Raw genomic sequence first — 14762 nt, 5'->3', positions numbered from 1 at the left:
TGCCCGTTCCAGGCAAGGTCATGCGTCACGCGCAGGCACGTGAGTGGGTGGCTAGGTTTATAAGGTCAGGGTCAAGCGCTTGATCAAGGCTCCCGGCAACAGATTGGAGGCGGTATTGCGCTGGCTGTAGGTGCTGGGCGACAGCAGCAATTCACGATCAGCGGTCAGTGCCTCAAGTTGCGAACCGAGTAACTGATAAACGCTGTCGTCAAAGCGCATGGTGCTGACTGGCGCCTTGATTTCACCGTTTTCCACCCAGAACGTGGCAAAGCGCGTCATGCCGGTCAGGCGCGCTGCCGGCAGGTCGGAGTAGTTCAGGTACCAGAGGTTGCTGATATACAGCCCCGTGCCCAACTGTTTAAGGATATCAGCCTGGGCCAGGCTGCCTGCCGCCATCTGCAAGGCGCTGGGCGACTCATCGCTGCTGGCGCCGTTGGTGCTCAAACCGTATTCGGCGGCGCTGCGAGAGTTGATCAACTGGCCGTCGGCCTTGCCTGCCTGGATCAGGGTCACATCCCCGCGCGGGTAGCCTTCGGTGGAAAACCCCTGGCTCAGGGAGCCGCTGATCTGTTCATTGATTGTCACCAGCGGGCTCAGTGATTGTTCACCGGCATACAGGCGCTGCAACGAACTGCCTTTGCTGGCGATGGCCTGGGCCGAAAAACCACCCCAGGTAATGATGCTGACGATCTCTTCCAGCGCTGCCGGTGCAAGGTAGGCACGGTATTGGCCGGGCGCCAGCGGATGCAGTGGCCGCCCCAGAAACGCCAGTTGCTCGCGGGCCTGTTGAAAGCGTGTGGCGAACTCGGCGCTGTCCCAGGTGTGCCCGGCGTAGCTGGCCTTGACCGCTTCGCCGTTGGCGTGGAACAGACTGAAATCGAAGTTGAAGCTGTTGGCGCAATGCCAGCCGAACGCGCCCGAGGAACTGGCGAAACCACGGCTGATGGGGCCGGCGGCGTAGAAGCCGACCAGGTCCACGCCTTCGGCAGCCTGGCTGATGTCTTCCAGCACCTGGGCCAGCTCCGGCAGTGGCCGTTGCTGTTCATTGTTGCTTTGCCAGGCGTTGTGGTTCAGCAGCAGGTACGGATCACGTGGCAGCAGCGGCAAGGTTTCACGCAGCTGTTGCAGGGCATCGGCCAGCCGCTGGCGATCCAGTTGCGCCTCGCCGGACAGGGTGATGCCCAGGTCGGCATGGCGGCCATCGTTGATCAGCTTGAGGTTAAGGCTGGCCTGTTGCACCTGGCCGGCCTGGCGCACCTGTGCGTGGTTGAAACGTACGAACTCGGACGATTCATCCGCGTAACCGAGGTGGAACTGCTCCTTGTCGGTGACGGCTTGCTTGAGCCAACCTACCAGTGCCTTGAAGTGGTTCATCAGGCATCGCCCCCAAAGACGTCAATGTTACTGAATACACAGGCCGGCGACGCATGGCCGACGCGGATCACCTGGTTGGGCTCGCCCTTGCCGCAGTTAGGCGTGCCCAACACCTTGAAGGTGCTCGCATCGCCGACCGCGCTGAGGTTGCGCCAGAACTGCGCGGAAATTGCCCGATAGTTGGGGTTCTTCACCACGCCCTTGAGTTCGCCGTTTTCAATCAGTTGGCCCCACTCGCAACCGAACTGGAACTTGTTGCGCGCATCATCAATGGACCACGAACGATTGGTCGACATCAGGATGCCGTTTTCAATACCACCCACCAGTTGCGCCATGCTTTTATCGCCAGGCTCGATGTTCAGATTGGCCATGCGATCAATGGGCGGGCGGTTCCAGCCGCAGGCGCGGCTGTTGGCGACGCCTGGCAGGTTGGCGCGAAATTGCGACAACGCACCGCCCAGCGGCTTGAGCAGCAGGCCGTCGCGGATCAGGAACTGCTTGCTGGCGGGAGTGCCGTCATCGTCATGGCCGTAGCTGGCCAACTGCTCGGGAATGTCGGGGTCGAAGGTCACGTTGAGCAGCGGTGAGCCGTATTGCAGGTGGCCGAAATCGCTGGCTTTCACAAAGCTTGTGCCTGCGTAGTTGCGCTCATCACCGAGGATGCGGTCCAGTTCCAGCGGGTGGCCGATCGACTCGTGGATCTGCAGGATCATCTGGTCGGGCATCAGCAGCAGGTCACGTTGGCCATGAGGCGTATTCGGCGCGAGCAGCAATTGCAGGGCTTCGTCGGCCACTTTGCTGGCGGCGCCCACCAGGCCAAAGCGCTGGATCACGCCGGCACTGCCTTGCTGGCCGAAGTTGGTACCGCCCAGGGTGCGGGTCTGGCTGTCGTTGCCATCGAAGGCGGTCACGCTCAGGCCCGGGAAGACGAAACGCTGGGCCTGGCGCAATTGCGCACCGGCGCTGTTGAGGTAGATCTGCTCAACCCGCGTGGTGCCAAGGCTGACTTCCCAGGTCACCAGGCGCTCATCTTTGGGCACGGCGCCAGATTCATCGCCGAGCAATTGGTAGCAGTCGCTCAGAGAGGGGAAGGGCTGGTCGAAGTCCGGGGACAGGTAGTCGGCGACGTCGCTGGAAACTGGCTGTTGGAGCAAATCCAGCAAAGCGTGGTGTTGGATCAGTCGGGCTTGCTGTTCGGCGCGCTCAAGGGCAGCTTGCAGGCCGGCAAGGGAAATGTCGTTGGTTGCGGCATAGGCTTCCACGCCATTGAGACGCACGGTAAGCATGGCGCCTTCGTCGTGGCTCAGGTGGGGCGGCTCGGCGATGTTCTTGCGTACCGACAGGTACTGGCCGGATTCGCGCACGTAGCGCAGCGAGAAGAATTCGGCACGGGTGCGCAGGGCACTGAAGTGCTGTTTGAGGGTGGCATGGTGTTCGAACATGGGGCCTTCCTTGTGGGCGGCTCGGCGCGCGGCAGGCCAACAGAGTAGGCCGGGGCGGGGAGCTGATCAAGGAAAGTGTAGGCGGGGGGCTTGCGGTGTCGGGTCGGGCCTCATCGCGGGCAAGCCAGCTCCCACATTTTGATTTGTGAACACAGTCAAATGTGGGAGCTGGCTTGCCTGCGATATCAGGCGCCGCGGTGTATCAGTTACTGCGCAGTAGGCCCCACTTCACGCATCGGCTTGCCACGCACCGGCGCATCGCCTGCGACGTAGTAGTCGGCAGTGCTGCGCGGCAATGGCTTGCGGCCACGGATTTTGTCGGCGATTTTCTCGGCGATCATGATCGTTGGTGCGTTCAGGTTACCGGTGGTGATGATCGGCATGATCGACGCATCCACTACACGCAAGCCCTGCATACCATGCACGCGGCCTTCGCCGTCGACTACGGCCATCTCGTCGGTGCCCATCTTGCACGAGCACGACGGGTGGAACGCGGTCTCGGCGTGCTCGCGGATGAACTTGTCCAACTGTTCATCGGTTTGCACTTCAATGCCCGGGCTGATTTCGCGGCCACGGTATTGATCCAGTGCCGGCTGCTGCATGATTTCGCGAGTCAGGCGGATGCCATCGCGAAATTCCTGCCAGTCCTGTTCGGTGGCCATGTAGTTGAAGAGGATGCTCGGGTAGTCCCGTGGGTTCTTCGACTTCAATTGCACACGGCCGCGGCTCGGCGAGCGCATGGAGCCCATGTGCGCCTGGAAACCGTGCTCTTTCACGCCGTTGCTGCCGTTGTAGTTAATGGCGACCGGCAGGAAGTGGTACTGGATGTTCGGCCACTCGAATTCTTCACGGGTACGGATAAACCCGCCCGCTTCGAACTGGTTGCTGGCGCCGATGCCGGTGCCGTTGAACAGCCATTCGGCACCAATCGCCGGCTGGTTGTACCAGAGCAGCGAAGGGTAGAGCGACACGGGCTGGGTGCACGCGTATTGCAGGTACAGCTCAAGGTGGTCCTGCAGGTTTTCACCCACGCCCGGCAGGTCGTGGACCACGGGGATGTCGAGGCTTTCCAGCAGTTTGGCCGGGCCGACGCCGGAGCGTTGCAGCAATTGCGGCGAAGCGATTGCGCCGCTGCACACCAACACTTCTTTACGCGCACGGGCTTCAACGCGCTCTTCGGCGGCACCAATCAGGTAACGCACGCCGACCGCACGCTTGCCTTCGAACAAGACTTTGTCGGTGAGGGCATGGGTGACGATGGTCAGAGTCGAGCGCTTTTTAGCCGTGTCCAGGTAGCCGCGTGCGGTGCTGGCGCGACGGCCGTTCGGCGTAACGGTACGGTCCATCGGGCCGAAGCCTTCCTGCTGGTAGCCGTTCAAGTCTTCGGTACGCGGGTAACCGGCTTGTACGCCGGCTTCAACCATGGCGTGGAACAACGGGTTGTTGCCCGCTTTCGGCGTGGTCACGCTGACCGGGCCGTCGCCACCGTGCCAATCGTTGGGGCCGATGTCACGGGTTTCGGCCTTGCGGAAATACGGCAGGCAGTCCAGGTAGGTCCAGTCTTCCAGGCCCGGCAGCTTCGACCAGTTGTCGTAGTCCATGGCGTTGCCGCGGATGTAGCACATGCCGTTGATCAGGGAAGAACCACCCAGGCCCTTGCCGCGACCGCATTCCATCCGGCGGCCGTCCATGTGTGGCTCTGGATCGGTTTCGTAGGCCCAGTTGTAGCGGCGGCCTTGCAGCGGAAAAGCCAGGGCGGCTGGCATCTGGGTGCGGAAGTCGAGGCGGTAGTCCGGGCCACCGGCTTCCAGCAGCAAAACGGTGACGCCTTCGTCTTCGGTCAGACGGGTCGCCAGGGTGTTACCGGCAGAGCCGGCACCCACAATGATGTAATCGTATTCTTGGGACATGAATGTACCCTCTTTGAAGTTTGGTCAGGTCTGGCGAGTGCTTCGCACTCGATCGCAGGCAAGCCAGCTCCCACATTTGATCGGGTTCACACAGAGCAAATATGGGAGCCGGGCTTGCCCGCGATGGCCTCACGGGCAATACAAGACTCGCAGGTGTTAGAACACCGAGGCGTAATCGCCCAACTCAACCTGTACCGATTTAATGCGGGTGAAGTTGTTCAGCGAGCTGATCCCGTTCTCACGGCCCACGCCCGACTGCTTGTAGCCGCCAACCGGCATCTTCGCGTCGGACTCGCCCCAGGCGTTGATCCAGCAAATACCGGCTTCCAATTGGTGAATCACGCGGTGGGCGCGGTTCAGGTCCTTGGTGACCAGGCCAGCGGCTAGGCCGAAGTCGGTGTCGTTGGCGCGGCGGATCACTTCTTCTTCGGTTTCGTAGGTGAGGATGCTCATCACCGGGCCGAAGATTTCTTCACGCACGATCACCATGTCATCGGTGCAGTCGGTGAACACGGTCGGGGCCACGAACGCGCCTTTGGCGAAGTCGCCGTCAGTCAGGCGATCGCCGCCGCACAACAGGCGGGCGCCTTGTTCTTTACCTTTGGCGATGTAGCCCAGCACGCTTTCCATGTGGGCGAAGCTGACCAGCGGGCCGAAGTTGGTGTTTTCGTCTTCTGGGTTGCCGATGCGGATGCGGGCAACACGCTCAACGATCTTGGCTTCGAACGCGGCTTGCAGGTGCTTGGGCACGAACACGCGGGTGCCGTTGGTGCAGACCTGGCCGGAGCTGTAGAAGTTGGCCATCATCGCGGTGTCGGCGGCGCGGTCGAGGTCGGCGTCGTCGAAAATGATCAGCGGGGACTTGCCGCCCAGCTCCATGGTCACGTCCTTGAGCGAGGAGCTCGACGCGCTGGCCATGACTTTCTTGCCGGTGTCGGTGCCGCCGGTGAAGGAAACTTTCTCGATGCGCGGGTGCTCGGTCAGCCAGGTGCCGACTTCACGGCCGCTGCCGGTCAGTACGTTGAACACACCAGCCGGAACACCGGCTTCGGTGTAGATCTCGGCCAGTTTCAGGGTGGTCAGCGAGGTGACTTCGCTTGGCTTGAAGATCATCGCGTTGCCGGCGGCCAGGGCCGGTGCGGATTTCCACAGGGCGATCTGGATCGGGTAGTTCCACGCGCCGATACCGGCGACTACGCCCAGCGGCTCGCGGCGGGTGTAGACGAAGGAAGTGTCGCGCAGCGGGATCTGCTCGCCTTCGATGGCGGGCACCAGGCCTGCGTAGTATTCCAGCACGTCGGCGCCGGTGACGATGTCGACGTATTTGGTTTCGGAGAAGGCTTTACCGGTGTCCAGGGTTTCCAGGGCGGCCAGTTCATCGTTGCGCTCGCGCAGGATGTCCACGGCACGACGCAGGATGCGCGAACGCTCCATGGCGGTCATGGCGGCCCAGATTTTCTGGCCTTTTTCAGCGCTGACCACGGCACGCTCAACGTCTTCTTTCGTGGCGCGTTGCACTTGGGCGAGAACTTCACCGTTAGCCGGGTTGATGGCTTCGAAGGTGGCATCGCTGCCAGCGTCGCTGTAGCCGCCGTCAATGTAGAGTTTTTGCAGGTCGAAACGGGCCATAAAGTCCTCGCAAGTGCATAAGTGGTTGGCGTTACCCGCCGAATAGTGGGCCATGGAGTTGTGGCAACACTGAGCGGCGGACGTTCAGGGGTTGAGCATTTATAAGGGCTCTAACTCACCTGCCTGGCCAATTGGAAATCCATGTAGTCGTAAGCGATCCGTTGCGCCTGCTCCGTGTCGAAAGCATCTCCCGACAGGGCGCCGCGCAACCACAAACCGTCGATTAAAGCCGCCAGGCCGCGGGCTGCGCTGCGAGCCTCGGGTAACGGCATCGCACGGCGGAACTGGCAACACAGGTTGGAATACAGGCGGTGATCGTTGATCCGCTGCAACCTGTGCAATGACGGGTGATGCATGCTGGTGGCCCAGAAGGCCAGCCAGGTTTTCATTGCCGGGCCATTGACCTGGCTGGCGTCGAAGTTGCCTTCGATGATCACCTGAAGGTGCGCCCGTGGGCTGTCATCCTTCAAGGCACGCCTGCGTTCCTGGACGTTCTCGATCAAGGCATTCATCAGGTAGCGCATGGTCGCTGCGATCAGGCCGTTCTTGTCCTGAAAGTAGTGACTGATGATGCCGTTCGAGACGCCGGCCAGCCGCGCAATCAGCGCAATGCTGGCATCTCCCATTCCGACCTGATCGATGGCCGTCAAGGTGGCTTCGATCAACTGCTGGCGGCGTATGGGTTGCATACCGACCTTGGGCATGTAGCACCTCTCCTTAGGCCTGCCGATGGGCGATCCACGTCCGTCGGCTTGAGGGCCAGTCTATTTTGTTTTGATTGAACGTTCAATCAACAAAGAATAAGATCTGCGACAAATGGTCGCTGCCTACAGATATTTCCTACCTGCGAGCTGCAACCTCTGACACCTGCAAAAACCCTTGAAACAGGCCACTTCAGAGCCTGATCACCGCTTCGGCGGGCTCAAGAATTTTCGGGGTGTCTTTATAACACCCGTCCGTCGACTGCCGAAAAATCGATGTCCCGGGATAACCGTTGCCTTGTGTTTCTCTCTCGCACTGCCTGGAGCATCTGCGCCATGAGTTCTGCCTCTCTTATAAAGACCCCGCCGGAAAAGGTCCGGGTCAACGGTTGGGTGTTCTACACCTCTACCGCGCTGATTCTGTTGTTGACCGCCATTCTGATCATCGCCCCGCAGGAGGCCGGGCGCCTGCTCGGCGTAGCCCAGGCGTGGCTGTCCAAAAGCTTCGGCTGGTACTACATGGTGGTCATCGCCGCCTACCTGGTGTTTGTGGTCGGCCTGGCGTTTTCGTCCTACGGCAAATTGAAACTGGGTAGTAAAGACGACACCCCAGACTTCAGTTACGGCGCCTGGGCGGGCATGTTGTTCTCGTCGGGCATCGGCATTTCGCTGTTGTATTTCGGTGCGTCCGAGCCGTTGGACCACTACTTCAACCCGCCCGAAGGCGCCGCCGCCAGCAATGGTGCGGCACGCCAGGCGCTGCAACTGACCTTCCTGCACTGGGGTCTGCACGGCTGGGCGATCTATGCGCTGGTCGGTTTGGCCGTGGCGTACTTCGCGTACCGCCATAACCAGCCGCTGGCCTTGCGCTCGGCGCTGTACCCGCTGGTCGGCGAACGTTGGGTCAAAGGCGCCGCAGGCCATGCGGTAGACGGTTTCGGCATGTTCGTCACCTTGCTGGGGCTGGTGACCAACCTGGGGATTGGCTCGATGCAGGTGTCGTCGGGGCTGGAAAACCTGTTCGGCATGGAACACAGCAACACCAACCTGCTGATCGTGATCATCGTGATGAGCACCGTGGCGACCATCGCCGCCGTGTCGGGTGTGGAGAACGGCATTCGCCGCTTGTCCAACCTCAACATCGTGTTGTTCAGCGGCTTGCTGATCTTTGTGCTGCTGTTCGGCCCGACCCTGCACCTGCTCAACGGCCTGGTGCAGAACACCGGCGATTACCTCAACGGGATCATTCTGAAAACCTTCGACCTGTATGTGTACGAAGGCGACGCCGACAAGACCGAACGCTGGATGGGCCTGTGGACCCTGTTCTACTGGGCCTGGTGGATTTCCTGGGCGCCATTTGTGGGCATGTTCATCGCGCGTATTTCCCGTGGCCGTACCGTGCGTGAACTGGTGGCAGGCGTGTTGCTGATCCCGCTGGGCTTTACCCTGGCATGGCTGTCGATCTTCGGTAACTCGGCCCTGGACCTGGTGTTGAACCACGGGGCGGTGGAGTTGGGCAAGACGGCGCTGGAGCAACCGTCCATGGCCATCTACCAGCTGCTTGAGCATTACCCGGCGTCGAAAATCGTCATCGGCGTGTCGATCTTCGTGGGCTTTGTGCTGTTCCTGACTCCGGCGGATTCCGGCGCGGTGATGATGGCCAACCTGTCCTGCAAGGGCGGCAACGTGGACGAAGATGCGCCGCACTGGTTGCGGATCTTCTGGTCGGCGGTGATCACCCTGGTGACCATAGGCCTGCTGTTCGCCGGCAACTTCGAAGCCATGCAAACCATGGTGGTGCTGGCAGGGCTGCCGTTCTCGGTGGTGCTGATTTTCTTTATGTTCGGTTTGCACAAGGCCATGCGCCAGGATGTGGCCATCGAACAAGAGCAGGCGCAACTGGCTGAACGCGGGCGTCGTGGGTTCAGCGAGCGCTTGACGGCGCTGGACCTGCAACCGAGCCAGGCCACCGTGCAACGCTTTATGGACAAGCACGTAACGCCGGCGCTGGAAGAAGCTGCGGTTGCGCTGCGTGAGCAAGGGCTGCAAGTGCAGACGCTGCTGGGCAAATCCAAGCGCTGCATTGGTGTGCGTATCGAGATGGAAGAGGGCAACCCGTTTGTCTATGAGGTGAGCCTGGATGCTTACTCGTCGGCACCGGCTGACTTGCCTGAAGAAGAGCGCACCCGCTATTACCGTGCCGAGGTGTACCTGCACAATGGGCCTCAGGAGTATGACCTGATGGGCTTCACCCAGGAACAGATCACCCGGGATGTGCTCGATCAGTTTGAAAGCCATCGGCAGCTCCTTGGCCGGGTCTATAGCTGATAGTTGAGCTGGCGGCGCCTTCACTGGCGCCGCTGTTGCAAGCATTGAATGCGGTCGAATGTGGGAGCTGGCTTGCCTGCGATAGCAAGGGTGAATCCAACATAGCTATCGCAGGCAAGTCAGCTCCCACACTGACCCAGTTTTTCAGTAGGTTTTGCAGGGTTGCCTTAACCCAGGTTCTTGCCCAGCAGGGCATGGTAGAGCTCACTGTCCCCCAGGATCCCCACCACCTTGTTGTTGTCGTGCAACACCAGCTTATTGCCTGTCTGGTAGCGAATCTGCAACGCATCGCGCATACCGATGTTGGAGTCCACCAGCGTCGGCACCCGGCCCAAACCTTCCACGGCTTGCCCCGGTGCCCAATTCTGCAGGTTCATCGCCACGCCATTCTGGCGCGCACCCTGGATGGTGTTGCCTTCGGCCAGGTCCAGCCATGAGTCGCCACCCGGATCAAGACACACCGAACCGTTCACGCGCTTGCAGTTGTCCAGCGTGCGCATCAGGCTGCGTCCGCACAGCACGTTCAGCGGGTTGGTATGCGCGACGAAGGTGCGCACATAGTCGTCCGCCGGGTTCAGTACGATCTCTTCCGGCACGCTGTACTGGATGATCTTGCCGTCTTTCATGATCGCGATACGGCTGCCCAGTTTCAGCGCTTCATCCAGGTCGTGGCTGACGAACACGATGGTCTTGCTCAACTTGCGTTGCAGCTCCAGCAGTTCATCCTGCAAGCCTTGGCGAATCAGTGGGTCGAGGGCCGAGAAGGGTTCGTCCATCAGCAGGATATCGGCGTCCATCGCCAGGGCGCGGGCCAGGCCGACGCGTTGCTGCATACCGCCGGACAGCTCGTCGGGCTTCTTGTTGCGCCATTGGGTCAGGCCCACCAGTTCAAGCTTTTCGTCCACCAGCGTGCGCCGTTCCTTCTCCGGACGGCCCTGCATTTCCAGACCGAAGCTGATGTTCTCGCGCACCGTCAGCCAAGGCATCAGGGCGAACTTCTGAAACACCATGGCGATGCGTTTGGTGCGCATCATTTTCAGCTCGGCGGGGGTGCAGGAGGCGATGTCGATCTGGCGACCTTCATGCTCCACAAACAGTTGGCCACGGCTGACGGTATTGAGGCCGTTGATGCAGCGCAGCAAGCTGGACTTGCCGGAGCCGGAAAGGCCCATCAGCACACAGATCTCGCCTTTCTCGATATCCAGGCTGGCCTTTTCAACGCCGACAATCTGCCCGGTCTTCTTCAGAATTTCGTTACGGCTCATGCCCTGATCCAGCAGCTTGAGCGCTTCGCGTGGGTCTTTGGAAAAGATCACGTCGACATTGTCGAATCGGATAATGCTCATGCATCACCCCCTACTTTAGCGTCGGGTTGTTTGCAGATACGGTCGAGCATGATGGCCAGCAAGACGATCGCCAGGCCCGCTTCAAAGCCCAGGGCAATATCGGCAGTGTTGAGTGCGTTGACCACAGGTTTGCCGAGGCCGTCGGCACCCACCAGGGCGGCGATCACCACCATCGACAACGACAGCATGATGCATTGGGTAATGCCGGCGGCAATGCTCGGCATGGCGTGGGGCAGTTCAATGCGTGAGAGCAACTGGCGACGCGAGCAGCCAAAGGCCTTGCCGGCGTCCATCAGCTCTTGCGGCACATCGCGGATACCCAGGTAGGTCAGACGGATCGGCGCGGCAATCGCGAACACCACCGTGGAAATCAACCCAGGCACCACACCCAGCCCGAAGAGGGTCAGGGTAGGGATGAGGTAGACGAAGGTCGGCACGGTCTGCATCAGATCGAGTACCGGCCGCATCATGGTGTAGAACATCGGTTTGTGCGCGGCAACAATGCCCAGCGGCACACCGATGACCACGCAGACCAGGGTGGCGAACAGCACCTGCGCGAGGGTTTCCATGGTTTCCTGCCAGTACCCCAGGTTCAGGATCAGCAGGAAGGAGGCAATGACAAATACCGTCAGGCCCCATTTACGTTGAATAAAGTGAGCCAGCAGCGCAATCAGACCGATCAATGCCAGCGGATTGAACCAGGTCAGCGCAAACGTCACGCCGTGGATCATCGTTTCCAGTGTCGATGCGATTGCGTCGAAGTAGTTGGCACCGTGTTGGGTCAACCAGTCGACGAAGGCAGCGATGTACTGGCCTAGAGGGATTTTCTGTTCAGTCAGCATGGTAGTGAATGTCCACATGCGAAGGGGAAAACATCCCGGGCCAGCGCACCGGCCCGGGGTCAGCGGGTGCTATTTGGCGAGGTAAGCTTTAACGGCATCGAGCCCTGGTTTGCCATCGACGGTGGTGACACCGGCGAGCCAGGTGTCGAGCACTTGCGGGTTCTTCTGCAGCCAGGCCTTGGCGGCGGCGTCGGCCTTCATTTTGTCGTCCAGGACGTTACCCATCAGGGTGCTTTCCATGTCCAGCGTGAACACCAGATTTTTCAGCAACTGGCCGACGTTGCTGCATTCCTGGGTGTAGCCCTTGCGGGTGTTGGTGTAGATGGTGGCCTGGCCGTAGTTGGGGCCGAACGAATCGTCGCCGCCGGTCAGGTACTTCATCTTGAAGCGGGTGTTCATCGGGTGCGGTTCCCAGCCGAGGAACACGATCGCCTGGTTGCGCTTGGAGGCGCGTTCAACCTGGGAGAGCATCCCGGCTTCGCTGGACTCGACCACCTTGAATCCGGCCGTCTTGAGGCCGAAGGCGTCTTTGTCGATCAGGGTCTGGATGGTGCGGTTGCCGTCGTTGCCCGGCTCGATGCCGTAGATCTTGCCGCCCAGTTCATCCTTGAATTTGGCGATGTCGGCGAAGTCTTTCAGGCCCTTGTCGTACAGCGCCTGTGGGACTGCCAGGGTGTACTTGGCGTTCTCCAGGTTGGCGCGCACGGTTTCCACGGTGCCGGCATCACGGTACTGCTTGATGTCGTTTTCCATGGTCGGCATCCAGTTGCCGAGGAAAATGTCCATGTTCTTGCCATCGGCCAGGGACTTGTAAGTCACAGGTACCGAAATCATCGTGGTGCGCGGCTTGTAGCCCAGGCCCTTGAGAATTTCGCTGGTGGTCGCGGTGGTGACGGTGATGTCGGTCCAGCCGACATCGGAGAAGTTGACGGTCTTGCACTGTTCCGGTTCTGCGGCGTTTGCCATGACGGGCAGACTCAGCATGGCGGCCAACAACAACGAGGGTGAACCTTTCATCGGGGTAGACTCCTGTGTCTTCTTCTGGCGGCATTCGCCGCGCTTTATAAGTGTTGCGGTTGGAGCGTGCGAGAACAGCTCTGGCGCGGTGCCTTGCAAACGAGTCGAGACTGATCATGTACCAGTGAAAATCTGACGCCTACAGGGGGCGTCGTATCCAGTACAGGGAGGGTCGCATCCAGTACCGATGACGTCGCTTACAGGTTTTTCCCAAGGTAAAACTGCTGTTTTTACCCTTCTGCACCGCAAAAAACGGCCAAAACAGGCGTTCGCACGCGAGCGACGCTGGTGAGCATGGATGCGTCGGTGTGAGACGCCGTGGCGAGCAACAAAAGCTTGATGATGCCGCCATCTGGGCGATCTGAGCGTAGCACCTCGTTCAAGCCTGGCCGTGCTTATCGAGGAGTTCTACCGCAATGGCTATCAGCGTTTTCGACCTGTTCAAGATCGGCATCGGGCCTTCGAGTTCTCACACCGTGGGCCCCATGCGCGCCGCGGCGTTGTTTGTGCAGGCGTTGCGTGAGCGTGAACTGTTGGAGCAGGTTCGGCGTGTCGAAGTGCAGCTGTACGGCTCGTTGTCAGCCACCGGCATCGGCCATGGCAGTGATACGGCAACCATCATGGGCCTGATGGGCGAATGGCCGGACGCAATCGACCCCTCGCAAATCGGCATACGCATCCAGACCTTGCGTGAAACCGACACCCTGTTGCTCGACAGCCGCTTGCCGGTGCCCTTTGTGTGGGCGCGCGACATGCGCCTGCTCGATGAGAACCTGCCGTTCCACCCCAATGCCATGACCCTGGTGGTATGGGGCGATGACGGCGAACTGCATCGCGATACCTACTATTCGGTCGGCGGCGGCTTTGTGGTGGATGAAGCCCAGGCCCAAAGCGGTGTGGCCGATATGGAACGTACCGAATTGCCTTACGATTTTTCCAGCGCGGTGGAGCTGTTGCAGCTGTGCAAGACCCACAACCTGCGCGTTGCCGAACTGATGCTGGCGAATGAAAAAACCTGGCGCAGCGAAGAAGAAATCCGCAGCGGCCTGATGAAACTCTGGCGCGCCATGCAAGATTGCGTGGAGCAGGGCCTCAAGCACGAAGGCATCCTGCCCGGCGGCCTCAACGTTCGTCGTCGCGCCGCCAAGTTGCATCGCAGTTTGCAAGAGTTGGGCAAACCCAATGTGATCGGCTCGACCCTGAGTGCCATGGAATGGGTCAACCTGTTCGCTCTGGCGGTCAACGAAGAAAACGCCGCCGGTGGGCGCATGGTGACGGCGCCGACCAATGGCGCGGCGGGGATTATCCCTGCGGTGCTGCACTACTTCATGAAGTTCAGTGAGGAGGTCACCGAAGCCAACGTGGTCGACTATATGCTCGGCGCGGCGGCGGTGGGCATTCTGTGCAAGAAAAACGCCTCGATTTCCGGCGCCGAAGTCGGTTGCCAGGGTGAAGTGGGGTCGGCCTGCGCCATGGCCGCCGCCGGGTTGGCGGAAATTCTCGGAGCTACGCCGGAGCAAGTGTGCAACGCCGCCGAAATTGGCCTGGAACACAACCTCGGCCTGACCTGCGACCCGGTCGGCGGCCTGGTGCAGGTGCCGTGCATCGAGCGCAATGCGATTGCGGCGGTGAAGGCCATCAACGCGGCGCAAATGGCCCTGCGTGGCGACGGCCAGCACTTTATCTCCCTGGACCGGGTGATCCGCACCATGCGCGACACCGGCGCGGACATGCATGACAAGTACAAGGAAACGTCGCGGGGTGGATTGGCGGTGAGTGCGGTCGAGTGCTGAGACCCAGTCGCCTGCATCGGGGGCAAGCCCCCTTCCACACTGTATTTGTGAACACCTTCAAAATGTGGGAGGGGGCTTGCCCCCGATAGCCATACTGCAGACACAATTGCTCATAAAGTGAACACCAGGTCAAAAAAACGCCACCTTTTAGCGCGTCGCAAACAGATAAGTAGCTACCAAACGATTTCCCCCTCGTCACCCGTCCATTGTGCTTTGGGTGACAGACATGTCCTACGCCCGCAAAGCGCCTTCCCACAAGTGCTACCGATTTGCTCACACCGCTTGAACAGCCCCCTTCGTACGTCATATCCCGCACTCCACGCGCGGGCTTATATAGACGCATCAACAGGTCGTTTTCAGGAGTTATTGAATAGCCATTC

10 protein-coding genes are annotated in these 14762 nt (G+C 60.4%); 2 read left to right on the top strand and 8 right to left on the bottom strand.

All coding sequences use genetic code 11. The features are described 5' to 3' along the window. Nucleotides 1–57: 57 nt before the first annotated feature. The 5 genes from JFT63_RS13005 to betI form a co-directional block, all read right to left on the bottom strand. The gene (locus JFT63_RS13005) at nt 58–1374 is read right to left on the bottom strand and encodes a TldD/PmbA family protein (RefSeq protein WP_198844111.1); all 1317 of its coding nucleotides are present in this window, start codon (nt 1372–1374) and stop codon (nt 58–60) included. After that, nucleotides 1374–2816: a TldD/PmbA family protein gene (locus JFT63_RS13000; protein WP_057702182.1), complete on the bottom strand. Its 1443-nt coding sequence runs from the start codon at nt 2814–2816 to the stop codon at nt 1374–1376. Before JFT63_RS13000 ends, JFT63_RS13005 begins: the two co-directional genes overlap by 1 nt. A gap of 206 nt (nt 2817–3022) precedes the next feature. Continuing rightward, on the bottom strand, nt 3023–4726 hold the full coding sequence (betA, locus tag JFT63_RS12995; RefSeq protein ID WP_186560291.1) for a choline dehydrogenase: 1704 nt from the start codon (nt 4724–4726) through the stop codon (nt 3023–3025). 156 nt (nt 4727–4882) lie between these two features. Beyond that, complete coding sequence (betB, locus tag JFT63_RS12990; RefSeq protein ID WP_057702184.1) at nt 4883–6355, bottom strand: betaine-aldehyde dehydrogenase; 1473 nt, start codon at nt 6353–6355, stop codon at nt 4883–4885. A gap of 110 nt (nt 6356–6465) precedes the next feature. Continuing rightward, nucleotides 6466–7059, bottom strand: coding sequence for a transcriptional regulator BetI (gene betI / locus JFT63_RS12985; RefSeq protein WP_057702185.1), 594 nt, complete (start codon nt 7057–7059; stop codon nt 6466–6468). A 390-nt stretch (nt 7060–7449) separates the two neighbouring features. On the opposite strand from betI, the gene JFT63_RS12980 reads away from it, so the two are divergent. Continuing rightward, nucleotides 7450–9384: a BCCT family transporter gene (locus tag JFT63_RS12980; RefSeq protein WP_244885950.1), complete on the top strand. Its 1935-nt coding sequence runs from the start codon at nt 7450–7452 to the stop codon at nt 9382–9384. A 167-nt stretch (nt 9385–9551) separates the two neighbouring features. Here JFT63_RS12980 and choV read toward each other — a convergent pair whose 3' ends face one another. The 3 genes from choV to JFT63_RS12965 form a co-directional block, all read right to left on the bottom strand. After that, a complete protein-coding gene (gene choV, locus JFT63_RS12975; RefSeq protein ID WP_057702187.1) occupies nt 9552–10730 on the bottom strand; it encodes a choline ABC transporter ATP-binding protein in 1179 nt (392 codons plus the stop codon). Continuing rightward, nucleotides 10727–11572, bottom strand: coding sequence for a choline ABC transporter permease subunit (choW, locus tag JFT63_RS12970; protein WP_003194913.1), 846 nt, complete (start codon nt 11570–11572; stop codon nt 10727–10729). The genes choV and choW overlap by 4 nt, the downstream gene beginning before the upstream one ends. 69 nt (nt 11573–11641) lie before the next feature. Then, nucleotides 11642–12589 carry a choline ABC transporter substrate-binding protein gene (locus tag JFT63_RS12965; protein ID WP_057702188.1) on the bottom strand — a complete coding sequence of 316 codons (948 nt, stop codon included), beginning with the start codon at nt 12587–12589 and terminating at the stop codon, nt 11642–11644. Between the two features lie 416 nt (nt 12590–13005). On the opposite strand from JFT63_RS12965, the gene JFT63_RS12960 reads away from it, so the two are divergent. Further along, nucleotides 13006–14382, top strand: a complete 1377-nt coding sequence (locus JFT63_RS12960; protein ID WP_198844110.1) for an L-serine ammonia-lyase — start codon at nt 13006–13008, stop codon at nt 14380–14382. The last annotated feature ends 380 nt before the right edge of the window (nt 14383–14762 follow it).

The sequence above is a fragment of the Pseudomonas sp. MF7453 genome (assembly GCF_016405455.1).
Classification (GTDB): Bacteria; Pseudomonadota; Gammaproteobacteria; order Pseudomonadales; family Pseudomonadaceae; genus Aquipseudomonas; species Aquipseudomonas paralactis.
The sequence above is the reverse complement of the archived record's forward strand: the minus strand, read 5'-3'. Positions and strand labels throughout refer to the sequence as shown.